Origin of the sequence: Limnohabitans sp. (assembly GCF_038134685.1) — a bacterium.
GTDB lineage: Bacteria > Pseudomonadota > Gammaproteobacteria > Burkholderiales > Burkholderiaceae_C > Limnohabitans_A.
Genome location: NZ_JAYPVP010000007.1, coordinates 64,540 through 87,333, shown reverse-complemented (window position 1 = coordinate 87,333; position 22,794 = coordinate 64,540). Strand labels below are relative to the sequence as shown.

The following is a 22,794-nucleotide window of genomic DNA, read 5'->3' as shown; positions in this document are numbered from 1 at the left end:
AAGACTGGTTTTTTTGCATCAAAAACGTCTTTCTCAGCTTGACTTATGCACAAAAACAGGGAATTCCCTTAAGCCTCGCATCAGCGTCATCAACCGGTTCACACCTCAAGGAGAACATTCGTAAGTTATTGATTTGATTGAATGTTCAGAATCTGCATCGTGAATAGGCATTTTGATCAGAGGCTGAATTGGCAAGGGTTTGCCGATGGCCGCCCGGGGTTTTCAACAAAGTTATCCACAGGTTTTTTGGATGACCTCCAAAACCCGTAAAAATCAACGACTTAGCGCAATTTTCAAGAAAAAACCTGATCGCAAGAAGCTCCAGAATTGATCCAAAACGGTGAAACCATGAACACCCCGATCTGTTGGGTGGATGTTGAAGTGCAGACCCCGGCGCACAGCCAGATTGGGTCATTGCTCACCTATACACACAGTGAAGCCTTGCCTCCGGGCTCGCTGGTGCGTGTCCCTCTGGGCACGCGGGAAGTGCTGGGGGTCGTGACCCAATGGCATCTGCAAGCCCCCCCCGGACTGGACCCCAGCAAGACCCGGGCCGTGACGCATGTGATGGCTCTCCCGCCCCTGAGCCTGGACTGGCTGGATCTGGTTGGATTTGCAGCCCGCTACTACCAGCGATCCATTGGCGAAGTGGCCGCGCAAGCGCTGCCGCCCAGCTTGCACAAGCTCAACCCGGAGCAGCTGGACAGAAGGCTCAAGCGACTCCCCTCCAGCGTTGCTCTGGTTTTGCAACCAGCCCCGCCAGCAAGCGACCAACAAAGGGCTGCCTTGCGCGACATTGCGCAATCAGCGGGGCCGTTCTTGCTGTTCGGCAACACTGGCAGCGGAAAAACCGAGGTGTACTTGCAAGCCATTGCCCACAGCTTGCAAGATGACCCTGCCGCACAGGCACTGCTGCTGGTGCCTGAAATCAACCTCACCCCGCAGTTGCTTGAGCGCGTGCAAGCGCGTTTTGGTACAGAAGCCGTCGTGGCCATGCACAGTGGATTGACGCCCGCGCAGCGCCTGAGCGCCTGGCTGCAGGCGCATCAGGGAACGGCTCGCATCGTGCTGGGTACGCGAATGGCCATTTTCGCCAGCCTTCCTCACTTACGCATGATCGTGGTCGACGAAGAACACGACCCCAGCTACAAGCAACAAGAAGGCGCCCGCTACTCAGCCCGCGATTTGGCCATTTACAGAGGCAAGCGACAAAACGCCAAAGTCATTCTCGGCTCCGCCACCCCTTCACTGGAGAGCTGGCACCTCAGCCGGCCAGAGACCGAAGGTGGACGCTACATGCGACTGCACATGCCTGCACGCGTAGGCCAAGGCGCCATGCCCATCATTCGCCGCGTGGACATGAACCACCAGCCACGCAACACCCGGATTTCAGCACCGCTGATGCAAGCCCTGCAAGAACGCCTGGCGCGGGGGGAGCAAAGCCTTTTGCTGCTCAATCGTCGGGGCTATGCACCTGTACTGCAATGCTCCGATTGCGGCTGGAAAAGCGATTGCCCTCAATGCAGTGCTTTTCGGGTGTTCCACAAAAGCGACCGCAGCCTGCGCTGCCACCACTGCGGCCTGACGCAGCGGGTACCGGCCGCCTGCCCCCAGTGTGGCAACCCCGACATCCTGCCCGTGGGCCTGGGCACCGAGCAGCTGCAGGAGCACTTGGCCGAGTTGCTTGGACACCTGCAACGCCCGGACGGTCGCCCGGTGCACATTGCACGCATGGACGCCGACACCACGCAACATGCCGGTCAGCTGCAAGCGCAACTGGAACACATGCACAGCGGTGAAGTGGACATCCTGATCGGCACCCAAATGATTGCAAAGGGCCACGACTTCCGCCGGGTCACCCTGGTCGCGGCACTTAACCCTGACAACGGTTTGTTTTCGAGTGACTTTCGGGCGCCGGAGCGCTTGTTTGCCCTGCTCATGCAGGCGGCAGGACGCGCCGGACGGGATGCCGGTCAAAGCCAACAGGCAGAAATGTGGGTGCAAACCCATCACCCGGATCATGCCGTGTTCCGCCACCTCAAAGCACACGACTATCCTGGCTTCGCGCAAAGCGAACTGCGCGATCGCGAGCAAGCCGGCCTGCCACCCTTTGTGCACCAGGCCCTGTTACGTGCAGACGCTCGCAGCCAGGACATGGCTCAAGCCCTCCTGCTGGCCGCCCAACACAGCCTGCAGCAACACCCCACAGAATGGGGCCTGGGTGCCGAGGCGATGGACGCTGTCACTCTCTATCCGCCAGTGCCCATGAGCATGCAACGCATCGCCAATGTCGAACGGGCGCAAATGCTGCTGGAAAGCCCTTCGCGAGCACACTTGCACCAAGTCTTGTTCGCCTTGCAACAGCTGATGCATCAGCTTCGCAGCGAGCCCCAACACAAAGGCGTGCTGCGCTGGCTGGTGGACGTCGATCCGCAAGCGATCTGATCAAGCCCGCATCCTCGACCTTGGTACTGACCTAGCCTTTGAACACCGCCACTGCCGTGGAGAAAGTCAAAAACGCCATCGCGGTTGTGACCAAAATGATGCGTGCAATACGCCCGTTGTCCGCACCAAAACGCTCGGCCAGCAAGGACACGTTGCTTGCGCTGGGCAGGGACGCCACCAACACCATCACCAAATAGGCAAAAGGACTGATTTGCACACCCAGGTGAATGGCCACAGCCACCACCAGCAAGACCACCAGTGGGTGCAGGAAAAGCTTGATCAGGGCCACCCAGAGGTAGTCTCCTGCAGGCAAGGGACCGTGCGGACGCTCATGGGCCAGCATTTGCGAGCGTGCCAGCACGGCGCCAATGGTGAACAGCGCCACAGGTGAGGCCGCATCGGCCAACAGGCCAACGGTTTTGGCCACTGGCCCGCTCAGCTGCATCTGAGTAGACGAAAACACCGCGCCCAGCAAGATGGCCCAAGGCATGGGATTGCGCACCATGCCAGCCAGCGCGTTGCTCACTGCTTTGGACACGCCGTGCTCCTGCGCTCCATCCAGCCGCGACAGGGCAATGCACAGAGAGGAGGTGATGACCATGTCCACCACAATGGTGACAATGGTAGGACCCGCTGCCGCCTGCCCCAGCAAGGCCACCAACAAGGGCACGCCCATGAACCCTGTATTCGGAAATGCGGCCACCAAAGCGCCCAGGGAGGCATCGTTCCAGCCTATGCGCTTGTTCAGGCTGATGGCAATCGTGAACCCCACCACAATCAGTGCGCACACCAGATAGGTGAAAAACACACCCACATCCAGCAACTGGGCAATCGGCGTCTCGGATCCAAAGCGAAACAACAGGCACGGCAGCGCGAAATAAAGCACAAAGCCGTTGAGCCCGGGTATCGCGGCCAAAGACAGGAACTTGAGCCGCGCAGCCAGGTAACCGCACAGCACCAAGGCGAAGAATGGGAAGGTAACCCGTAATACGTCCAGCATGAGCACGATTGTCCACTCAAAACAGGCTTTTTGCTGTCGCGCACCCGCTATGATTGTCCGCTTTCCCCTCCTCGCTTTGCCCCGCTTGGGCTCGATCGTGATTGCCGGATGTCCCAAGGTCTGAACCTCGCCCAACTCGACGCCGTGAACTATGTTTCCGGCCCGTGCCTCGTGCTGGCAGGAGCAGGCTCAGGCAAAACGCGGGTGATCACGCACAAGATCCAGCGCCTGATCCAGGTCGGGCTGGAGCCCAAACAGATTGCGGCCATCACCTTCACCAACAAGGCCGCCACCGAAATGCGCGAGCGCGCCAAGGGCCTGATCGGCAAGGCCGCCAAGGACGTGGTGATCTGTACCTTCCACGCCCTGGGTGTGCGCATCATGCGCGAGGACGGGCAGGTGCTGGGCCTCAAGCCGCAGTTCTCCATTCTGGACGCCGACGACGTGGTCAGCATCCTCAAGGACTGCGGCGGCACCACCGACGCGGCCACCGCGCGCCAGTGGCAGTGGACCATCAGCCTCTGGAAAAACCAGGGGCTGAGTGCCGCCCAGGCCGAAGCCCTGGCCCCTGACGACAACGCCCGCGTGATCGCGCGGATCATGGCCCGCTACGAAGAGCGCCTGACGGCTTACCAAAGCGTGGACTTTGACGACCTGATCGGCTTGCCGCTCAAACTGCTGGCTGAACACGAGGCGGTGCGTGCCAAGTGGCAAAAGACACTGGGCCATGTGCTGGTGGACGAATACCAGGACACCAACGCCACCCAGTACGAGGTGCTCAAGCACATTGTGGGCGAGCGCGGTCGCTTCACCGCCGTGGGCGACGACGACCAGTCGATCTACGGCTGGCGCGGCGCCACACTCGACAACCTCAAGCGCCTGCCGCAGGACTTCCCGCAACTCAAAGTCATCAAGCTGGAGCAAAACTACCGCTCCACCAGCGCCATCCTGCGCGCGGCCAACAACGTCATCGGGCCCAACCCCAAGCTCTTTCCCAAGACGCTGTTTTCGGAACTGGGCGAGGGCGAGCCGGTGCGCGTGGTGGACGCCGACAACGAGGAACACGAGGCCGAACGCGCCGTGGCGCGCATCCAGTCGATCCGCGCGGGGACCAGCACCGAGGGCGCGGCCAAGCACCGCGAGTTCAAGGACTTCGCCATCCTCTACCGCGCCAACCACATGGCCCGGTCTTTCGAGCAGGCATTGCGCCGTGCGCAAATCCCCTACAAGGTGTCAGGCGGGCAGAGCTTTTTTGACAAGGCCGAAATCAAGGACCTGTGCGCCTGGTTCCGGCTGTGGATCAACAACGACGACGATCCAGCCTTTCTGCGCGCCATCACATCGCCCAAACGCGGCATTGGCCACCAGACCCTGGCGCAGCTGGGCACTTTTGCCACGAAGTACAAGGTCAGCCTGTTTGAAGCCTTGTTTGCCAGCAGCCTGCCCAGCGCGGTATCCAGTCGCGCCGTGCATGGTCTGCACGAATTTGGCCGCTACATCAACGACCTCGAACACCGCGCCCGCCACACCTCGGGCAAGGAAGACGCGATGCGTTTTCTGACCGAGTGGCTCAAGGACATCGGCTACGAGAAACACCTCTACGACAGCGAAGACAACGAGAGCATTGCCAATGCCCGCTGGACCAACGTGCTGGAGTTTTGCGACTGGATGGCCGGTCGCTGCGGCGGCGAGATCGAGGATGCCACCGGCGCGCAGGCCACCGAGCGCAAAAGCCTGCTGGAAGTGGCACAAACCATCTCGCTGATCTCCACCCTCAATGAGCGCGAAGAAGAGCAGAACGTAGTGACCCTGTCCACGCTGCACGCCTCCAAGGGACTGGAGTGGCCCCATGTGATGCTGGTCGGCGTCAACGAAGGTTTGCTGCCCTTCAAATTGGGCGACGACGATCAACCCTCTGGTCAGGCCAATGGGCCCATGAGTGAAGGCATTTTGCAGCGCCTGCAGGAAGAGCGCCGCCTGATGTATGTGGGCATCACCCGCGCCCAGCGCAGTCTGGCTGTGAGCTGGACACGCCGCCGCAAAAAAGGGCGCGAAACCGTGGCGGGCGTCCCCAGCCGCTTCATCGGCGAGATGGCGCTGGACAAAGCCACGGTAAAAGAAGATCCGCGCGAAAAACTCAAGGCCTTGCGTGCCGAGTTTGCGCAACGGGCGGCGCGTACCCCTGCTGCCGAGAATTGAGCCAGCTCGCTAAACTTGCCGGCATGAGCTCGCCGCCATCTCACGACATGCCCTTTCAGCAACGCGCTTGCGTTGTCGGCCTCGTCTTGATATTGCACTTGATGCCTGCTTGGCTCCTGCTGGGGGATGGCCGACCAGACACCCCCCCCTCGCTGGACATGCCCCCTGTCAGCGTGGTGCTGCTTCAATCTGGCGCTTCGGCACCTGCTGCAGACAAGACCATTTCCCCCGCCACAAGCAACGCACCCTCACAGCCCAAGTCTTCAGCAGAGCCTGTCGCATTGCCAACAGCAACCGCCCTCGCACCCGTGACGGCATCACCCGCTTCGACCGCCCCAGCGGCAACACCCTCCCCCCCCTCCGCAACACCCCCAAGCACGTCAATCGCGGCACAAACGCGCACAGGCGCTGACGCCTCTGCCAGCTCGCGAGACAATGCGGCCACATTGGTCAGCGGCAGTTGCGCCAAACCGCAATACCCTGCGGCCTCGCGCCGACTGGAAGAAGAAGGCACAGTCACTTTGCGCTTTCGGGTAGAAGCCGATGGGCAGGTCAGCCAATCCGAGGTGCAAAATTCCTCCGGATTCAAGCGCCTGGACGAAGCTGCTCGTGACGCCCTGTCACGCTGCCGTTTTTCGCCCGCCATGTCCCAAGGGCAAGCCACTGCTTCCTGGGCTACCATCCGTTATTCATGGCGACTGGAGTAAACATGACTGACACAAACCCTTATGGCCTGGCCGCCTTGTGGGCCCAAGGCGACCTGGTGGCCAAAGCCACGCTGCTGGTTTTGCTCATCATGAGCGTGGGCAGCTGGAGCGTGATGCTGCAAAAACTCTGGCAACAAACCCGTCTGAACAGACAAGTCAAACAAGCACAGGACAAGTTCTGGGAAGCGAGTACGCTGCGCCAGGGCGCTGACCTGCTCGACAGCGACAGCCCCTTGCGCCTGATCACCGACAAGGCGCTGGAAAGCGCTCAGCATCACGATGGCCTGATGCGACATGTGGACTTCAACACCTGGGTCACCCTCAATATTCAACGCAGCCTGGGTCAAGTGCAGTCGGGTATGCAAAACGGTCTGGCCTGGCTGGCCACCACCGGCTCCACAGCTCCGTTTGTCGGCCTGTTCGGTACGGTTTGGGGCATTTATCACGCTTTGGTGCGCATTGGCGTGTCGGGTCAGGCCAGCATCGACAAAGTGGCTGGCCCGGTAGGCGAAGCGCTGATCATGACCGCCATTGGTCTGGCTGTGGCTGTGCCTGCCGTGCTGGGCTACAACGGACTGGTGCGCCGCAACAAGGCCTTGATGGAATCCATCCAGTCCTTCAGCGCTGACCTGCACGCTGTGCTGCTGGCCTCCAACACCCGCGAGCCTCGCTGATGGCGATCCACCTGCCCGATCAGGAAGGTGACGAGCTCCTGGGCCAGATCAACACCACCCCTTTGGTGGATGTGATGCTGGTTTTGCTCATCATCTTTTTGATCACCATTCCGGTAGTCACCGCCTCGGTGCCTTTGCAGTTGCCCGAGGAAAACAACCATGCGCAAACGCCCACACCTCAGGCAGTGGTCATTTCGGTCACACCAACGGGGAACCTGTTTTTGGGCGATACACCTGTGAGCTCTGCCGAGTCACTGCGCCAGCAGCTGGCTGCGCGGCAAAAGGGTGGCCGGCCTGTGCAGGTGCTGATTCGGGGCGATGCGCAAAGCAGTTTTGAGCCGATTGGTCAGGTCATGCAGATGGTACAGGGCTTGGGCATCGAGAACGTCAGCTTGCTGAGCCTGCCCAGGACCAAGGAGTCCCGGCCATGATGCAAATTCGACCAACCCACCCTGAGCCTGAGCCCATCCTGGAAATCAACACCACCCCACTGATCGACGTCATGCTGGTGCTGTTGGTCATGCTCATCATCACCATTCCAACGGCTTGGCAAAGCACCGAGCTGAACCTCACCCGGGGCTCGGCACAAAAGGTCCCAACGCCAACAGTTCAATTGCGGATCAACGCGCAGGGGCACTGGTTCTGGAATGGTGCCGAGGTGACTGAGCGAGAGCAACTTTTCAGCAGGCTGCAAGCCGCCGCACGGCAGCAACCCATGCCTGCGATTCAAATTCAACCCGAACCCAAAGCGCCCTACGCGCAGGTACTGGCCGTCCTGGCACAGGCACAGCAATTGGGCTTGACCCAACTGGGTGTGCAGCCGTGATCATCCCTCTCAGCGCAAACCATGGCGCCCCAACAAGTGCGCCAATTCGACTGCCGAGCTGACACCCATTTTGACAAAGAGATTGGCGCGGTGAAACTCCACCGTGCGGGGGGTGATACCCAAGTGGTCTGCAATGTTCTTGTTGTAGTGTCCGGCCAGCAGTTCATCGAGCACTTCGCGCTCACGCTGACTGAGCTGGGCCAAGGCCTCGCTGAGACGTTGCGCTTGCAACGCTTCAACACTCTGCACTGAAGCCAGCGCCGCTTCAACCTTGTCCACCAGCACATTGTTCTGAAAAGGTTTTTCCAGAAAGTCCCAGGCGCCGTTTTTGACAGCCGCCACCGCCATGGTGACATCGCCATGTCCAGTGATGAACAGCACCGGCCAGGGGCAGCCCATGGCTTTGAGCGATTCAAAAACACTCAAGCCGGAGACCGGCTCCATGCGAATGTCCAGCAAGACCACTGCAGCTGGCCAGGCGCTGCCCGGGCTGCGCGCTTGCAAGGATTGCAGGAACACATCGCCTCCAGCCCAGGTGCAGGTGGGGTGCCCACGCGAGTCCAGCAGCCAGGCCAGGGCATCGCGAAAATCCGAATCGTCATCAACAATATGGATGGTAGAGGTCATGGTCATGTTGTTACAGGTGCCACCAACGGCAACCAAAGAATAAAGCAAGCACCACCCAGAACCGGATCGATACCCACTTCAATACGGCCATGATGCGCCTCAATCACGGATCGGCAGATGGCCAGGCCCATACCCATGCCACCTTCTTTGCCACTGTGAAAAGCACTGAAGATGTGTTCGCGCTGAGCATCGCTCACACCCGGACCGGAGTCACCTACAGAAATGCCCACTTCAGCCACAGACTGTTGTTGCGGCGAACGCACCAGCGCCACCCGTACGGTCGGCGCGCGGTCTGACCCTTGTGTCGCACGCATGGCCCATTCCACCGCATTGCTGCTCACATTGCGCACCGCATGCTCCAGCAAGCCCGGATCGGCATCCACCCAGGCTTCGATGCGCCCCAAGTCCCACTGCCAGCGCACCTGGCGCTCGCGCTGTGTGGGCTTGAGCACTCGCAGCAGATAGCTGCGCAGCTCCAGGGGCTCACGAGTCATTTCACGCCTGCGCGCAAAAGCGTTCACCCGCTGAATGATGCGCCCCGCCTTGTCGGCCAACTTGGCCATACGATCTACCACGGGGGGCATTTCATCGAGCCCAATGCGGCCGCCTTGAAGCCGGTTGAGCAATCCGTTGGCAAACCCACTCAAGGCGCCCAAGGGCTGGTTCAACTCATGGGCCAGCGTGGAGGCCACCTCACCCACCACCACCAATCTCCCCAGCGATTCAAGCTGCTCTTGCTGTTGCTGTGCCAATCGTTCTGCGCGCTTGCGCTCGCTGATGTCCAGCACCGAACTCATCCAGCCCAGGGCCTCGCCTTCGGCATTGCGTAAAGGCGCCTCGTGCACCAGCACATCGATCAAATACCCGTTGCGATGTTGAAACTGCACCTCTACCCCCTGCGCCTCGGTGCCCTGCGCCATCAACTCACGGTGTACCAGCTCGAGCTCATCGCTCTGGTTCGCCGGCCAATACGGCAGTGGGGCACTGCGCCCCACCAGCTCCTGCGCTGAATACCCCACCAGGCGGCAAAAAGACGGATTGACGTAGAGCAATCGCCCCTCCATGTCCCAGGCACGCAAACCGGTGGTCACTGCGTTTTCCATGGCCTGCCGCAAAGCAACCTGGGCTTGCAATTCACGTTCGACACGCTGACGCTTGACGATATCTCTCCACAGCGCCAGCACAGCACCCAACATGCCCAGCAAAAACAGCAATGCGACCCCAAAGAACAAACGGGGCAACCAAGGTGTGCGCGTTTTCAGGGCATCCACATACAAAGCAATCTGGGTGCCTGGCAACTCCAGTTGCGCATAGTAGGAACCATCGCGCGGACGCGGCGAAGGCGTCTCGTCATTTGCCCAGACCACTTGGTCATCAACACGCTCGAGCCGGTGGTTTTGCATGAACCAGGCAGGCACCGCCGCTTTCAAAGCCTGGTCCAGCGAAAGACTGGCCACATAAGTACCCACAAACAGCCCTCGCTCAAACAAGGGCACCGACAGCCACAATCGATCCGTACGCTGCCCTTGCGCATCCAGCAAAGGGCCAGCGTAGCTTGGACGACGCAAGCCACGCGCGGTGTCCTGCATCACCGCCAGGGCGGCAGCATTTTCCGGATCCAGGGCAGCATCCGCACGCAAAGCCTTCGCCATCGGCGCAGCACTTGAATCCCAAGGCACCCAGCCGTGCTGCAGCAGTACATCTGGCTGGTGGTAAAGCGTCCCGCCGCGCAGCGGATCTGGAGCTGGCAGGTCTGTCACCGACCCTTGACGAGTCTGGCGCTCTCGGGCGTGGTACGCAAGGGCCAGCAGGTCTTCTTCGAGGCGACGCAAATGAAAGCGTACCATGCGCTCGAGCCACTGCCCATCGGCCACCCGCTGGCGCTCAGCCTCTTCCCGCTCAAAGGTTTGCAAGTACAACACCAGCGCCACAATCGAGGCGGCCGCCAGCAACACCAGGCCCAGCAACCAGCTCAGCAAGCGGCGATTGCGCCGCTCGGTGCGTTCATTGCTCGATTGCAGCAATGCAAAATCAAAGCGGTCTGTAGAAGTGTCGGTCATGGCCGGAGGCAAATGCAGCGATCGAGTGTCATTTGCCGATAGCATAACGACATGGTTAACCCTTTGTCCCAGGCGCCCCAGCACTCCCGATGGTCATCGGTCGTGGGATTACACGTTTTGTCCATTTTGATCCTTCTGTTTCTTTTGGGGGCTGGATACGTACCTGCGGCCATGGCCCAAGCCCAAAAAACTGGTGAGCCAGTACGCATCCGTTTTTCGCATGTGGTGGCCGAAAACACACCCAAGGGCCAGACAGCCTTGCGCTTTAAGGCCTTGCTTGAGGAGCGCACCCAAGGGCGCATGCGCGTGGACATTTACCCCAACGCCCAGCTCTACAGCGACCGCGATGAAATGGAGGCCATGCAGTTGGGCGCCGTAGAAATTCTGGCGCCCTCGCTGTCCAAATTCGGGCGCTTGGGCTTTCCCGAGTTTGAACTGTTTGATCTTCCCTTCCTGTTTTCCACTCAGGCCGATGTCCGCCGCATCACCGAAGGCGGACTGGGTCAAGCCCTGCTGCAACGGCTGCAGCGCCAGCACATGGTGGGCCTGGGATTCCTTGACAATGGTTTCAAACACATGAGCGCCAACCGGCCGCTGCTGGAGCCAGCCGACTACCTGGGTCTGCGCATGAGGGTGCAATCGTCACGCACCATTGCGCGCCAAATGCGTGCTTTGGGTGCCCGTCCAGTGGATCTGCCCTTCAGCGAGACCCGTCGCGCCTTGGGTACGGGCGTGGTCGATGGCACGGAAAACCCCGTCTCCAATTTCTGGACTCAGCACATGCACGAAGTGCAGTCCGACCTGACGCTCACAGGCCACGGGTTTATCGGTTATGCGATTGTGATCCATGCTCCATTTTGGCGAAATCTGAGTGAACTCCAACGTCAACACATGACATCTGCCATGAAAGAAGCCCTAGCCTGGGGCAACAGCGTCGCTGCAGGTCAGAATGAACAAGCTCTGCACGCCTTGCGGGCTTCAGGCTCCACTCGTATTCATGAACTGACCCCCGGGCAACACCTGCGCCTGCGAACTGCCGTACAACCCGCTTGGGACGATCTGGCGCGACGGATCGGACAAAACTGGCTGGACTCGGTGCGTCAAGCCTTGAATTCACCTTGACCTCGGGCAAAGACAGGCAGCATAGGGTTTACCCGACTGAGGAACACCACAGTTGTTGTCATCTGGCGCCTTGCGTATTGTTTGACCCGTTCGAAATAGTTTGAACAGCTGAATTACGGAGACACTCGAATGAAAATCAAACTCGTCGTCGCTGCTGCTCTGATGGCCGCAGGCCTGAGCGCACAAGCTGCCCCCATCATCATCAAATACAGCCACGTGGTGGCTGATGTGACACCCAAGGGCCAGGCCGCACTTAAATTCAAGGAAGTGGCCGAAAAGAAACTCCCCGGCAAAGTAGAAGTGCAGGTTTTCCCCAACAGCCAGCTGTTTGGCGATGGCAAGGAAATGGAAGCGCTGCTGCTGGGCGATGTACAGATCCTGGCCCCCTCATTGGCCAAGTTTGGCAAATACACGCCCAAGTTGCAGATTTTTGACCTGCCCTTCCTGTTCAAGGACATCCATGCTGTGGACCGCTTCCAGAACAGCAAGGAAGGCCAAGAGCTGCTGAAGTCAATGGAGAAAAAAGGCATCATTGGTTTTGGCTATTTGCACAATGGCATGAAACAGCTGTCGGCCAACAAGCCACTGGGTACGCCTGAAGACGCCAAGGGACTGAAGTTCCGCATCCAGCCTTCCGACGTTCTGGAAGCCCAATTCAAGGCCGTGGGTGGCAACCCCCAGAAAATTGCATTTGCCGAGGTGTACCAAGCCCTTCAAACCGGTGTGGTTGATGGCGCCGAGAACCCCTGGGCCAACATCTACTCCAAAAAGTTCCACGAAGTGCAGAAATACATCATGGAATCCAACCACGGTGTGGTCGACTACATGGTGATCGCCAACGCCAAGTGGTGGAACGGCCTGCCAGCAGACGTACAAAAAGGTCTGTCGGAAGCCATGAAAGAATCCATTGTGGCTGGTAACAAGGTCGCACTGGAAGAAGACACCACTTTCCGCGCCAAAGTCATTGCCGACAAGAAAGCACGTGTATTGCCCATGAGCGAAGACCATCTGAACCAGTGGCGCACCGCCATGAAACCGGTCTGGAAAAAGTTTGAAGCTGAAATCGGCAAGGACCTGATCGACGCCGCTCTCAAGGCCAACAAGTAACTGCTTTTGGCCTGAAGTCCTGGCCCGCTGCTGTGTGCAGCGGGCCTTTTTTTGAACCAGGTGTTCTTATGAAAATCATCGACCGACTCGAAGAGTGGATCATCTCCCTCATGCTTCTGGCCATGACCGGCCTGACCTTTGTGCAGGTGGTCTTGCGCTATGTGTTTGACTCCGGCCTGAGCTGGGCGCAGGAGCTCACTGGCGTCTGTTTTGCCTTCATGATTTTTGTTGGCATTTCTTACGGCGTACGCGTGGGGGCTCACATTGGTGTGGATGCCGTGGTGCGCAAGCTCTCCCCTTCGGCTCGCCGCTCGGTTTCCGTTGTGGCTGTGGCGCTGAGTTTGCTTTATGTGGGCTTTGTGCTGACCGGCGCGACCCAGTACGTCGCCAAGATGATGGATGTGGGTATCGAATTCGACGACATGCCCATTGAACGCTGGAAGGGTTTGATCATCATGCCCATTGGCTATGCCCTCATGGGCTTTCGCTTCCTGCAAATTCTTTTCAACCTGATCACCGGCAAAACGGACAGCCTGCACCTGGCCGACGAAGCTGCTGATGCCATGAAGCTCAAGGCTGAGGGAGACGCCGCATGAACACCATCGTCCTGTTTACCATTTTGTTTGCCTGCATGTTGATGGGCTTGCCGATTGCCATCAGCCTGGGGCTGTCGAGCCTGGTCACCATCTTTTTCTTCTCGCAGGATTCGCTCGCTTCGATGTCCATCAAGCTGTTCGAAACCAGTGAGCACTACACCCTGCTGGCCATTCCCTTCTTTGTGCTGGCGGGTAACTTCATGTCCACGGGTGGCGTGGCCAAGCGCATGGTGAACTTTGCCATTGCAGCTGTGGGTCACTTGCGCGGCGGCCTGGCCATTGCATCCATTCTGGCGTGCATGCTCTTTGCCGCTGTGTCCGGCTCCAGCCCGGCAACCGTGGTTGCCATCGGCTCGATCGTGATCGCTGGCATGGTCAAGAACGGCTATGGCAAAGACTTTGCGGCTGGCGTGATCTGCAATGCTGGCACGCTGGGCATCCTGATTCCGCCCTCCATCGTGATGGTGGTCTACGCCGCCGTGACCGAAGTGTCTGTGGGCCGTTTGTTCATGGCCGGTGTCATACCCGGCATCATGCTCGGCTTGATGCTGATGGTTGCTGTATGGTGGCGTGCAGGCAAGATGAACATCACCCCCCCGCCCAAAGCTTCTTTTGCTGAAGTGGTTCGCACCTTCCGCGAGTCCATGTGGGGTCTGGCACTGCTGGTCATCATCATGGGCGGTATTTATGGCGGCATATTCACTCCGACCGAAGCTGCTGCCGTGTCAGCGGTATACGCCCTGTTTGTGGCTTTGTTCATCTACAAGGATCTGAGCTTCAAACACCTGCCCGAGGTGTTCCTGGAGTCGGCCAAAACCACGGTGATGCTGATGTTCATCGTTGGCAACGCCTTGCTGTTTGCCCATGTGCTCACAACCGAGCGTATCCCGCAGGCCATTGCTGAACAAATCATGTCCGCAGGCATGTCCCCCTGGGTGTTCTTGCTGGTGGTCAACCTGATCTTGCTGGTGGCCGGCAACTTCATGGAGCCTACTGGCATCATCCTGATTCTGGCGCCCATCCTGTTCCCGATTTCCCAGCAACTGGGCATCGACCCGATTCACCTGGGCGTGATCATGGTGGTGAACATGGAAATTGGCATGGTCACACCACCCGTGGGGCTGAACCTGTTCGTGACCAGCGGTGTGACCGGCATGAGCCTGATGGAAGTGACCCGCGCAGCGCTCCCATGGCTGTCTGTGTTACTGGTGTTCCTGGTGATCATCACTTATGTACCCGCGATCAGCCTGGCACTGCCTAACATGATCTTTGGCGCTTGATGTGATGATCAGCCATCTGGATCATCTGGTCCTGACCACGGCCCGCGAGGCCGCCTGCGTGGACTTCTACACCCGCGTGCTGGGCATGCGGCTGGAGACCTTCGTGGGCGGCACGCCACCCGTGCAACGCCGGGCTTTTGTGTTCGGGCAGCAGAAGATCAACCTGCATGTGCAGGGAGCAGAATTTGAGCCCAAGGCGCACCTGCCTGTGCCGGGTGCGCTGGATTTGTGCTTCCTGCTCTCGGGCCCTTTGCAAGCCACAATGGACCATCTGCAAAGCTGCAATTGGCCCATCGTGGAAGGGCCCGTGCTGCGCACGGGGGCAACCGGCAAAATCCGCTCGGTGTATGTGCGCGACCCCGACTTCAATCTGATTGAGTTGTCGGAACGAGTGCCGGCCTGACCTCGCCATAGTGGGCCGCAATGGCCTCGACCAGCATCTGCGCATAACGAGGCAGTCGCGCCGCGTCGCGGTACAGGATGTAGCGCTTGCGCACGCTCCAGGCATCTGTGAGGCTCACCAAGTCCAGGTCCAGGTAGGCCTGACAACGCTGCGCCACGCTGGCGGGCACGATGCCGATGCCCACGCCAGCGTTGATCATGCGGCACATCACATCAAAGCTGTGCACCTGAATACGCAGTTTGAGCGTTTCGCCCAAATCGCTGGTGACCTGGTGCAAAAACTCGTTAAGCGTGCTGCCCACATGCATACCCACCTGGTTGTGCGCCAGCGTCTCCACAAAAGGGACTGACTTGTGCTGCGCCAAGGAATGGCCCTTGGGCACGACCAACACCAGGTGATCGGTGCTGAAATGCACGCGCTGCAAGCCCTCAATGTCCAGGGGACCCGACACAATGCCCAGATCGGCCTGCCCCTCCAGCACCCCGCGGCCCACCTCCCGGCTGGCCATTTCCTTGAGCTCCACATTCACGCGCGGGTAGGCTGCCAGAAACGGCGCCAGGATTTCCGGTAAAAAGTCGGATACGGCTGTTGTGTTTGCAAACAACCGCACGTGTCCGCGCAGGCCTTCTTCGTATTCCTGCAAATCCGTCTGGAGCTGATGCACCTGCCGCAACACGCCGCGTGCATGGTGCAAAAACGCCTCGCCCGCCGGCGTCAGGCGCACACCACGAGCCTGTCGGTAAAACAGCGCCTGCCCGGACTGGCCCTCAAGGGATTTGATGCGCACACTGGCTGCAGGCAAGGACATGTGTTGCAGCTGGGCAGCGCGGGTCAGGCTGCCTTCGTCAGCGGTACAGACAAAAAGCCGAAGGTCAGTCAGGTCAAAGTGCATGGTGGTCAGGTCAGGGCTTGAGACTTTTGAATTTTAAAAGACTCGATTCCGAATTCAGCGATTGTGCATAGAGGCTGAAGGCCTGATCATTCGTGTCACACCGTGACTGAAACCGTCTTAAGAAGACCACCAACATCACAAAGGATGCCTCCAATGTCTACGCCTAGCGCCCGTACCGTCGACGCCGAAACCTTGAGCAATTTGCAAGCCTGGACTGGCCGCAGCGAAACCTTGCATGATGACATCACCGCCGCCCCGGTGCGCGGTTTCTCGGCCACGCTGGACCGCGAAGACCCGGCCCCGGTGTCCGGTAGCGTGCTACCACCGCTGGGCCATTGGCTGTTCTTTTTGCCGCAGCACCTGCAGCGCGAGATTGGCCCTGACGGCCACGCCAAACGTGGCGGCTTTCTGCCTCCGGTACCGTTGCCGCGCCGCATGTGGGCTGGCGGCCGCCTGACCTGGAACCCGGCCAACCCTCTGCGCGTGGGTGATGCTGCGCAACGCATCTCGCGCATCGAATCGGTCACGCACAAGGCAGGCCGTACCGGCGATCTGATTTTTGTGCTGGTCAAGCACGAAGTGCACAACGCGCAAGGCCTGTCCCTGACCGAAGAGCACGACATTGTTTACCGTGCCGCCGCACAGCCGGGTGACCCGGTGCCCGCGCCCGTGGCTGCTGAAACAGGTGCGCCCTGGCAACGCGAAGTCGTACCCGACGATGTGCTCTTGTTCCGTTACTCCGCTTTGACCTTCAATGGCCACCGTATCCATTACGACCGCCAGTACGTCACGCAGGTGGAAGGCTACCCCGGCCTGATCGTGCACGGCCCCCTGATCGCCACGCTGCTAGTGGACCTGGTGCGCCGCAATGCGCCGGGCGCTTTCGTCAAAGGCTTCCAGTTCAAGGCCGTGCGCCCTACTTTTGACCTGCACCCATTCCGACTGAACGCACAGCCCGCAGAGGACGGCAAGACCATCCGCGTCTGGGCCAGCGACCACGAGGGCTGGCTCACCATGCAAGGCAGCGTCGAGCTGGCCTGACCCCCATACTTCTCCAAACACTCCAGAAATTTTTCACATGCAACACACTCCAGACGCCTACCAGGACATTCGCGACGCTGTGCGCGACCTTTGTGCCCAGTTCCCTGACGAGTACCACCGCAAGGTGGATGAAGCACGCGGCTATCCTGAAGAATTTGTCGACGCCCTCACCAAAGCAGGCTGGATGGCCGCTTTGATTCCACAGGAATACGGCGGCTCAGGCCTGTCCATGGCCGAAGCTTCGGTCATCATGGAAGAGATCAACCGCAGTGGCGGCAACTCGGGCGCATGCCACGGCCAGATGTATGTGATGAACGCCATCGTGCGTGGCGGCTCGCAGGCGCAAAAGGAAAAATTCCTGCCTCGCATCGCCAGCGGCGAGTTGCGCATACAGTCGATGGGTGTGACCGAGCCGACCACAGGTAGCGACACCACCAAGCTCAAGACCAGTGCGGTCAAGAAGGATGGCCGCTGGGTCATCAACGGCCAGAAGGTCTGGATCTCTCGCATCCAGCACAGCGACCTGATGATCCTGCTGGCTCGCACCACGCCGGTGAACCAGGTCAAGAAAAAATCCGAAGGCCTGTCCTGCTTCCTGATCGATCTGAAGACCGCCATCGGCAACGGCCTGACCGTGCGCCCGATCCTGAACATGGTCAACCACGAGACCAACGAACTGTTCTTTGACAACCTCGAGATCTCCGAAGACGCCTTGTTGGGCGAAGAGGGCAAGGGTTTCAAAACGTTGCTCGACGGCCTGAACGCCGAGCGCACCCTGATCGCAGCCGAATGCATTGGCGATGGCTACTGGTTCATTGACCGCGCCACGAAGTATGCGAACGAACGCGTGGTGTTCGGCCGCCCCATCGGCCAGAACCAGGGCGTGCAGTTCCCGATTGCCGACGCCTTCATTGAGCTTGAAGCCGCCAACCTGATGCGCTGGAAAGCCTGCGAAAAAATCGATGCGATGCAGAACGCCGGCGCCGAAGCCAACATGGCCAAGTACCTCGCCGCCAAGGCATCATGGGAGGCCGCTAATGTGTGCCTGCAAACCCACGGCGGTTTTGGCTTTGCCTGCGAGTACGACATCGAGCGCAAGTTCCGCGAGACGCGCCTGTACCAAGTGGCGCCCATCTCCACCAACATGATTTACAGCTATGTGGCCGAGCACATTCTCGGTTTGCCCAAGTCCTATTGAAGCAGGAGCAGCCCATGACACGCCCTCTTGATGGCATCACTGTGGTCTCACTGGAGCACGCGATTGCCGCGCCTTTTTGCACCCGCCAGCTGGCCGACCTGGGCGCACGCGTGATCAAGGTCGAGCGTCCTGGCAGTGGCGACTTTGCCCGCGCCTACGACACACGCGTGCGTGGCGAGGCTTCGCACTTTGTATGGACCAACCGCTCCAAGGAAAGCCTGACGCTGGACCTCAAGCAAGCAGATGCCATGGCCGTGCTCAAGGACTTGCTGAAAGACGCTGACGTGCTGGTGCAAAACCTGGCGCCGGGTGCTGCGGCACGCATGGGTTTGTCATATGAAGCGCTCAGCGCCAGCCATCCCAGGCTGATCGTGTGCGACATCTCGGGCTATGGTGAAGACGGCCCCTACCGCGACAAGAAGGCCTACGACCTGCTCATCCAGAGCGAAGCGGGCATGTTGTCCATCACCGGCACCCCCGATGAACCCTCCAAAGCCGGCAACTCGATGGCCGACATTGCCGCAGGCATGTACGCCTATACCAACATCCTGTCGGCCCTGCTGCTGCGTGAGCGCACCGGTCAAGGCAGCCACATTGATGTGTCCATGCTCGAAGCGCTGGGCGAATGGATGGGCTACCCGCTGTACTACGCCTTTGAGGGTGCACCGCCGCCACCGCGCACCGCCGCGTCGCACGCCAGCATCTACCCCTATGGCCCCTTTGCTGCAGGCGATGGTGGCACCATCATGCTCGGCCTTCAAAACGAGCGCGAATGGAAGGTGTTTTGCGCGGTGGTACTGAAGAACGCCGCGCTCGCCGCCGACCCGCGCTTTGACACCAACGCCAAACGAAACGACAACCGTGCCGAGCTCAAGGCCCTGATACTGGCCGAATTTGCACCGCTGAGCACTGCACAAGTGATTGAACGCCTGGACGAGGCGCAAATTGCCAACGCCCGCATGAACGACATGGCGGGCGTGTGGGCCCACCCTCAACTGCAGGCGCGCCAACGCTGGCAAACCGTGGGCTCGCCTGCTGGCGAGATTCCGGCTTTGCTACCCCCGGGGCGCAACAACCGCTTTGACTACCGCATGGACCCCATTCCCAAAGTGGGCGAACACACCGAGTCGATTTTGCGCAGCCTGGGTCGCAGCGATGCCGACATTGCCGCGCTGCACGCAGACCATTCCATTTGAGATCACCCCCTATGCACACACCCACTCAAGCCCTGGCCACCTTTGCCGCTCAGCTGCAGTTTGAAGACCTGCCGGGTCCGGTGGTGTCCAAAATCGAAGACCTCTTGGTGGACTGGTTTGGTTCTGCCGTCGCTGGCCACGGTTCGCGCCCGGTCAGCAGCATCACCCGCTTCGCCTTGCGCATGGGGCCGAGCGCAGGACTTTCGGAAGTCATCACCACCGGTGACACCACCAGCCCCTACCTGGCGGCCATGGCCAATGCGGCGGCCTCACACGTGGCCGAACAAGACGATGTGCATAACGGTTCGGTGTTCCACCCGGCCACAGTGGTGTTTCCGGCTGCCTTGGCCACCGCGCAGGCGCTGGGTGCCAGCGGTCGCGAACTCCTGACCGCTTGTGTAGTCGGCTACGAAGTCGGTATTCGTGTGGGTGAGTTCTTGGGCCGATCTCACTACAAGGTATTTCACACCACAGGTACAGCCGGGACGCTGGCTGCGGCTGCCGCAGTGGGACACCTGCTCAAACTCAATCCGCAGCAAATGTTGCATGCGTTCGGTTCTGCCGGAACGCAATCCGCCGGTTTGTGGGAATTCTTGCGCACTGCGGCTGACAGCAAGCAACTTCACACATCACATGCCGCAGCAGCAGGCCTGATGGCAGCCTATCTGGCACAGGACCATTTCACAGGTGCGGCCGATATTTTGTGCGGCCCACAGGGCATGGCTGCGGGCATGTCCAGCGATGCCGACCCGGCCAAACTGACCGATGGTCTGGGCAGCCGCTGGACGACAACAGAAGTGTCCTTCAAGTACCACGCTTCCTGCCGCCACACGCACCCAGCGGCTGATGCCCTTCTGAGCGTGATGCAGGCCCATGGCCTCAGCCATGCCGACCTGGCCCAGGTGGTGACGCATGTGCACCAGGGCGCCATCGATGTGCTGGGCCCGGTCGTGGACCCTTCCACGGTGCATCAAAGCAAGTTCTCCATGGGCACCGTACTGGCGCTGGTGGCGCAATACGGCCATGCGGGCTTGACGGAATTCGATCAGCATTTCAAGGACGCGGCCACGCAAGCACTGTGCGCGCGCGTAAGCATGGTGCTCGACCCTGAAGTGGACAGTGCCTACCCGCGTCGATGGATTGGCAAAGTGACCGTCACCACCACAGATGGCCGTGTTCTGCATGGCCGCGTGGATGAACCCAAGGGTGACCCTGGCAACACCCTCTCGCGCGAAGAACTCACCGCCAAAGCCCTGCGCTTGGCCGACTTCAGCCAAGGCGCCAGTCCTGCCGAAATGCAGCAGGCGCTGGATCGCCTGTGGAACGTCGCGCAGTGGCCACGCGTAGGCACCCTGCTGACACAGGTGCAAGCATGAGTACGCCTGTGCAGCCCTCTGGCTTGGCTTCGGCACGCAGCTTCCTGTTTGTGCCCGGTCAACGCCCGGAGCGTTTCGGCAAGGCCCTGGCCTCGGGAGCGGATGCTGTCATTCTTGATCTGGAAGATGCAGTCCCCCTGACCAGCAAGGACGATGCCCGCACTGCCATCGCCATGGCATGGACAAACTTGACTGGCCCGGAGCGTGCTCGCTTGCTGGTGCGCATCAACCCTGCGGGGACACCCTGGCATGCGCAGGATCTGGCTTTGCTGCAACAGCTGGTGGGCTTGGGGGCGGTGATGCTGCCCAAAGCCGAGTCGAGCCGTGCGATTGCAGACATTGCCCGAGTCTGTCCCGGCTTGCCTGTGTTGCCTTTGCTGGAAAGCGCAGAGGGTTTTGCACAACTCGATGACATTGCACGTGCCCCACAAGTGCTGCGCCTGGGCCTCGGACACATCGACCTGCAAGCCGATATCGGCATGGCGTGCGGCCCCGATGAAGCCGAACTGGCCCCGGCCCGCTGGGCCCTGGTCACAGTCACCCGTCGTGCACGACTGGCACCGGCGGTTGATGGCGTGACCACCGCGACCAACGATGCGTCGGCCTTGCTGCGTGACACACAACGCAGTCGCCGCTTTGGCTTTGGCGCCAAACTGTGCATCCACCCCAACCAGGTAGCAGGCGTGCACCAAGGCTTTGCGCCAACCGAGACCGAGCGCGACTGGGCCGAACGCGTGCTCGCCGCCGAAGCCGAAGCTGGTGGTGGCGCTTTCAGCGTCGACGGCAAGATGGTCGATGCCCCCGTGTTGGCCCTGGCTCGCCAATGGCTGGCTCGCGCAGCAAGCCCGGTGTGAGCGCCCGGACCCTGACCGAAAGCAGCGGCGAACAAGCGCACCGCCGCCGCGTGACGGCAGCCATTGGCCTGGCCGGCTTCACCAGTTTTTCCTTGATGTACGGCACGCAGCCTGTGCTGCCCCAGATGGCAGAGCACTTTGCACTGAGCCCCGCACAGGCCAGCCTGAGCGTATCTGCTGGCACCTTTGCAATGGCACTGGCGCTGATTCCGATGAGCCTGATCAGCGACCGTTTTGGCCGTGCGCCATTGATGCGCACGGGCCTGTTGGTGGCCGTGGTGTTTTCAGTGCTTTCCGGTTTGATGAGCGACTACGACTGGCTGCTCTGGTGCCGACTGGGTGTGGGCTTTGCCGTGGCCACGGTCCCCGCTGCTGGCCTGGCACACCTGGGCGATGAGCTGGCACCTGTGCGTCGCGCCAAAGCCATTGGCGTGTACATCGCGGCCAACGCTGTAGGCGGCATGGCGGGGCGTATCGTGGCAGCCCTGGTGACCCAATGGTTGCATTGGCGTGCCGGCATTCTGGCCCAAGGGCTCATGGGTATGCTGGCAGTATGGTTGTTTTGGCGATTGTTGCCTCCCGCACGGCACTTTGTACCCCGACGGCCAGCCCCTGCGCGCTTGCTGCGCAACCTGCGCTGTTTGCTGGCCGACCCTGTGTTGCCCTGGTTGTTTGTGCTGCCTTTTTTGACCATGGGCGCGTTTGTCGGTGTGTACAACTATGTGGGTTTCCTGCTGTCAGGACCTGCGTTTGGCTGGGGGCCCGCCGCTGTGGGCAGCTTGTTCTTGATTTACGCCGTGGGCTCGGCATCTTCCACCTGGGCGGGGCGTCAGGTGCTGACGCATGGCGGGCAGACGCTGATGATGCGCATGTGCGCGGTGATGATTGGCGGACTCCTCATCACGCTGTGGCCCCACGCCGTATGGGTGATCGCTGGCCTTGCCATGTTCACCTTCGGATTTTTTGTCATCCACGCACGCGCCAGCGCTGCGATTGCCGAACGTGCGGGTATCCGCCGTGGATTGGCATCTGCGTTGTACCTGTCGAGCTATTACCTGGGTGGCAGCGTGGTGGGCAGCAGCGTGGGTTGGCCCTGGGGGCACGGCGGCTGGCCCAGTGTAGTGGTCGCATTGACGGCATGCATGGCTGCCGCCTGGGGCACCCTCAAGTTGGCCGGCTTTCGCCGATAGC

The 22,794-nt window shown here is 60.3% G+C and carries 21 protein-coding genes; 17 read left to right on the top strand and 4 right to left on the bottom strand.

The annotated features are described in order from the left end of the window. Positions 1 to 348: 348 nt before the first annotated feature. Positions 349 to 2,445, top strand: a complete 2,097-nt coding sequence (gene priA, locus AAFM15_RS04835; protein WP_341685574.1) for a primosomal protein N' — start codon at positions 349 to 351, stop codon at positions 2,443 to 2,445. A gap of 31 nt (positions 2,446 to 2,476) precedes the next feature. Here priA and AAFM15_RS04830 read toward each other — a convergent pair whose 3' ends face one another. Further along, a complete protein-coding gene (locus AAFM15_RS04830) occupies positions 2,477 to 3,445 on the bottom strand; it encodes an AEC family transporter (protein WP_341685573.1) in 969 nt (322 codons plus the stop codon). A gap of 108 nt (positions 3,446 to 3,553) precedes the next feature. Between AAFM15_RS04830 and AAFM15_RS04825 the strand changes: the two genes are divergently transcribed. The 5 genes from AAFM15_RS04825 (at position 3,554) to AAFM15_RS04805 (ending at position 7,851) form a co-directional block, all read left to right on the top strand. Continuing rightward, a complete protein-coding gene (locus AAFM15_RS04825) occupies positions 3,554 to 5,644 on the top strand; it encodes a UvrD-helicase domain-containing protein (protein ID WP_341685572.1) in 2,091 nt (696 codons plus the stop codon). A gap of 101 nt (positions 5,645 to 5,745) precedes the next feature. Beyond that, positions 5,746 to 6,351 carry a TonB family protein gene (locus AAFM15_RS04820; protein WP_341685571.1) on the top strand — a complete coding sequence of 202 codons (606 nt, stop codon included), beginning with the start codon at positions 5,746 to 5,748 and terminating at the stop codon, positions 6,349 to 6,351. 2 nt (positions 6,352 to 6,353) lie between these two features. Then, the gene (locus AAFM15_RS04815; RefSeq protein ID WP_371833082.1) at positions 6,354 to 7,025 is read left to right on the top strand and encodes a MotA/TolQ/ExbB proton channel family protein; all 672 of its coding nucleotides are present in this window, start codon (positions 6,354 to 6,356) and stop codon (positions 7,023 to 7,025) included. Next, on the top strand, positions 7,025 to 7,456 hold the full coding sequence (locus AAFM15_RS04810; protein ID WP_341685570.1) for a biopolymer transporter ExbD: 432 nt from the start codon (positions 7,025 to 7,027) through the stop codon (positions 7,454 to 7,456). The genes AAFM15_RS04815 and AAFM15_RS04810 overlap by 1 nt, the downstream gene beginning before the upstream one ends. Next, positions 7,453 to 7,851 carry a biopolymer transporter ExbD gene (locus AAFM15_RS04805; RefSeq protein ID WP_341685569.1) on the top strand — a complete coding sequence of 133 codons (399 nt, stop codon included), beginning with the start codon at positions 7,453 to 7,455 and terminating at the stop codon, positions 7,849 to 7,851. Before AAFM15_RS04810 ends, AAFM15_RS04805 begins: the two co-directional genes overlap by 4 nt. 9 nt (positions 7,852 to 7,860) lie before the next feature. Here the strand turns inward: AAFM15_RS04805 and AAFM15_RS04800 are convergent, their stop codons facing one another. Both AAFM15_RS04800 and AAFM15_RS04795 read right to left on the bottom strand, forming a co-directional pair. Further along, positions 7,861 to 8,478 carry a response regulator gene (locus AAFM15_RS04800; RefSeq protein WP_341685568.1) on the bottom strand — a complete coding sequence of 206 codons (618 nt, stop codon included), beginning with the start codon at positions 8,476 to 8,478 and terminating at the stop codon, positions 7,861 to 7,863. A 2-nt stretch (positions 8,479 to 8,480) separates the two neighbouring features. Further along, entirely contained in the window at positions 8,481 to 10,538 is a 2,058-nt protein-coding gene (locus AAFM15_RS04795) for a PAS domain S-box protein (protein WP_341685567.1), read from the bottom strand. A 171-nt stretch (positions 10,539 to 10,709) separates the two neighbouring features. Here AAFM15_RS04795 and AAFM15_RS04790 point away from each other — a divergent pair, with 171 nt between their 5' ends. The 5 genes from AAFM15_RS04790 to AAFM15_RS04770 all read left to right on the top strand — a co-directional run bounded on the left by AAFM15_RS04790 (position 10,710) and on the right by AAFM15_RS04770 (position 15,046). Continuing rightward, positions 10,710 to 11,660 carry a DctP family TRAP transporter solute-binding subunit gene (locus AAFM15_RS04790; protein ID WP_341685566.1) on the top strand — a complete coding sequence of 317 codons (951 nt, stop codon included), beginning with the start codon at positions 10,710 to 10,712 and terminating at the stop codon, positions 11,658 to 11,660. Positions 11,661 to 11,789: 129 nt separating this feature from the next. Then, entirely contained in the window at positions 11,790 to 12,767 is a 978-nt protein-coding gene (locus AAFM15_RS04785) for a TRAP transporter substrate-binding protein (RefSeq protein ID WP_341685565.1), read from the top strand. 68 nt (positions 12,768 to 12,835) lie between these two features. Next, on the top strand, positions 12,836 to 13,363 hold the full coding sequence (locus tag AAFM15_RS04780; RefSeq protein ID WP_341685564.1) for a TRAP transporter small permease: 528 nt from the start codon (positions 12,836 to 12,838) through the stop codon (positions 13,361 to 13,363). After that, positions 13,360 to 14,643 carry a TRAP transporter large permease subunit gene (locus AAFM15_RS04775; protein WP_341685563.1) on the top strand — a complete coding sequence of 428 codons (1,284 nt, stop codon included), beginning with the start codon at positions 13,360 to 13,362 and terminating at the stop codon, positions 14,641 to 14,643. The genes AAFM15_RS04780 and AAFM15_RS04775 overlap by 4 nt, the downstream gene beginning before the upstream one ends. 4 nt (positions 14,644 to 14,647) lie before the next feature. Next, complete coding sequence (locus AAFM15_RS04770; protein WP_341685562.1) at positions 14,648 to 15,046, top strand: VOC family protein; 399 nt, start codon at positions 14,648 to 14,650, stop codon at positions 15,044 to 15,046. Here AAFM15_RS04770 and AAFM15_RS04765 read toward each other — a convergent pair. Continuing rightward, positions 15,009 to 15,938 carry a LysR family transcriptional regulator gene (locus AAFM15_RS04765; RefSeq protein ID WP_341685561.1) on the bottom strand — a complete coding sequence of 310 codons (930 nt, stop codon included), beginning with the start codon at positions 15,936 to 15,938 and terminating at the stop codon, positions 15,009 to 15,011. The genes AAFM15_RS04770 and AAFM15_RS04765 overlap by 38 nt on opposite strands. Positions 15,939 to 16,091: 153 nt before the next feature. Between AAFM15_RS04765 and AAFM15_RS04760 the strand changes: the two genes are divergently transcribed. Genes AAFM15_RS04760 through AAFM15_RS04735 form a run of 6 tightly spaced genes read left to right on the top strand, consistent with a single transcriptional unit; the run spans position 16,092 to position 22,793 of the window. After that, positions 16,092 to 16,979 carry a MaoC family dehydratase N-terminal domain-containing protein gene (locus tag AAFM15_RS04760; RefSeq protein WP_341685560.1) on the top strand — a complete coding sequence of 296 codons (888 nt, stop codon included), beginning with the start codon at positions 16,092 to 16,094 and terminating at the stop codon, positions 16,977 to 16,979. A 37-nt stretch (positions 16,980 to 17,016) separates the two neighbouring features. Further along, the gene (locus AAFM15_RS04755; RefSeq protein ID WP_341685559.1) at positions 17,017 to 18,177 is read left to right on the top strand and encodes an acyl-CoA dehydrogenase family protein; all 1,161 of its coding nucleotides are present in this window, start codon (positions 17,017 to 17,019) and stop codon (positions 18,175 to 18,177) included. Positions 18,178 to 18,191: 14 nt separating this feature from the next. Beyond that, the gene (locus AAFM15_RS04750; RefSeq protein WP_341685558.1) at positions 18,192 to 19,373 is read left to right on the top strand and encodes a CaiB/BaiF CoA-transferase family protein; all 1,182 of its coding nucleotides are present in this window, start codon (positions 18,192 to 18,194) and stop codon (positions 19,371 to 19,373) included. Positions 19,374 to 19,384: 11 nt separating this feature from the next. Beyond that, positions 19,385 to 20,749, top strand: coding sequence for an MmgE/PrpD family protein (locus AAFM15_RS04745; protein ID WP_341685557.1), 1,365 nt, complete (start codon positions 19,385 to 19,387; stop codon positions 20,747 to 20,749). Beyond that, complete coding sequence (locus AAFM15_RS04740) at positions 20,746 to 21,603, top strand: CoA ester lyase (RefSeq protein WP_341685556.1); 858 nt, start codon at positions 20,746 to 20,748, stop codon at positions 21,601 to 21,603. The genes AAFM15_RS04745 and AAFM15_RS04740 overlap by 4 nt, the downstream gene beginning before the upstream one ends. After that, positions 21,600 to 22,793: an MFS transporter gene (locus AAFM15_RS04735; RefSeq protein ID WP_341685555.1), complete on the top strand. Its 1,194-nt coding sequence runs from the start codon at positions 21,600 to 21,602 to the stop codon at positions 22,791 to 22,793. The genes AAFM15_RS04740 and AAFM15_RS04735 overlap by 4 nt, the downstream gene beginning before the upstream one ends. Position 22,794 lies beyond the last annotated feature (1 nt).

What these genes read in the sequence shown, in the direction of transcription:
- priA (WP_341685574.1), top strand. Translation starts at nt 349, where the DNA reads ATGAACACCCCGATCTGTTGGGTGGATGTTGAAGTGCAGACCCCGGCG.
- AAFM15_RS04830 (WP_341685573.1), bottom strand. Translation starts at nt 3,445, where the DNA reads ATGCTGGACGTATTACGGGTTACCTTCCCATTCTTCGCCTTGGTGCTG.
- AAFM15_RS04825 (WP_341685572.1), top strand. Translation starts at nt 3,554, where the DNA reads ATGTCCCAAGGTCTGAACCTCGCCCAACTCGACGCCGTGAACTATGTT.
- AAFM15_RS04820 (WP_341685571.1), top strand. Translation starts at nt 5,746, where the DNA reads ATGCCTGCTTGGCTCCTGCTGGGGGATGGCCGACCAGACACCCCCCCC.
- AAFM15_RS04815 (WP_371833082.1), top strand. Translation starts at nt 6,354, where the DNA reads ATGACTGACACAAACCCTTATGGCCTGGCCGCCTTGTGGGCCCAAGGC.
- AAFM15_RS04810 (WP_341685570.1), top strand. Translation starts at nt 7,025, where the DNA reads ATGGCGATCCACCTGCCCGATCAGGAAGGTGACGAGCTCCTGGGCCAG.
- AAFM15_RS04805 (WP_341685569.1), top strand. Translation starts at nt 7,453, where the DNA reads ATGATGCAAATTCGACCAACCCACCCTGAGCCTGAGCCCATCCTGGAA.
- AAFM15_RS04800 (WP_341685568.1), bottom strand. Translation starts at nt 8,478, where the DNA reads ATGACCTCTACCATCCATATTGTTGATGACGATTCGGATTTTCGCGAT.
- AAFM15_RS04795 (WP_341685567.1), bottom strand. Translation starts at nt 10,538, where the DNA reads ATGACCGACACTTCTACAGACCGCTTTGATTTTGCATTGCTGCAATCG.
- AAFM15_RS04790 (WP_341685566.1), top strand. Translation starts at nt 10,710, where the DNA reads ATGGCCCAAGCCCAAAAAACTGGTGAGCCAGTACGCATCCGTTTTTCG.
- AAFM15_RS04785 (WP_341685565.1), top strand. Translation starts at nt 11,790, where the DNA reads ATGAAAATCAAACTCGTCGTCGCTGCTGCTCTGATGGCCGCAGGCCTG.
- AAFM15_RS04780 (WP_341685564.1), top strand. Translation starts at nt 12,836, where the DNA reads ATGAAAATCATCGACCGACTCGAAGAGTGGATCATCTCCCTCATGCTT.
- AAFM15_RS04775 (WP_341685563.1), top strand. Translation starts at nt 13,360, where the DNA reads ATGAACACCATCGTCCTGTTTACCATTTTGTTTGCCTGCATGTTGATG.
- AAFM15_RS04770 (WP_341685562.1), top strand. Translation starts at nt 14,648, where the DNA reads ATGATCAGCCATCTGGATCATCTGGTCCTGACCACGGCCCGCGAGGCC.
- AAFM15_RS04765 (WP_341685561.1), bottom strand. Translation starts at nt 15,938, where the DNA reads ATGCACTTTGACCTGACTGACCTTCGGCTTTTTGTCTGTACCGCTGAC.
- AAFM15_RS04760 (WP_341685560.1), top strand. Translation starts at nt 16,092, where the DNA reads ATGTCTACGCCTAGCGCCCGTACCGTCGACGCCGAAACCTTGAGCAAT.
- AAFM15_RS04755 (WP_341685559.1), top strand. Translation starts at nt 17,017, where the DNA reads ATGCAACACACTCCAGACGCCTACCAGGACATTCGCGACGCTGTGCGC.
- AAFM15_RS04750 (WP_341685558.1), top strand. Translation starts at nt 18,192, where the DNA reads ATGACACGCCCTCTTGATGGCATCACTGTGGTCTCACTGGAGCACGCG.
- AAFM15_RS04745 (WP_341685557.1), top strand. Translation starts at nt 19,385, where the DNA reads ATGCACACACCCACTCAAGCCCTGGCCACCTTTGCCGCTCAGCTGCAG.
- AAFM15_RS04740 (WP_341685556.1), top strand. Translation starts at nt 20,746, where the DNA reads ATGAGTACGCCTGTGCAGCCCTCTGGCTTGGCTTCGGCACGCAGCTTC.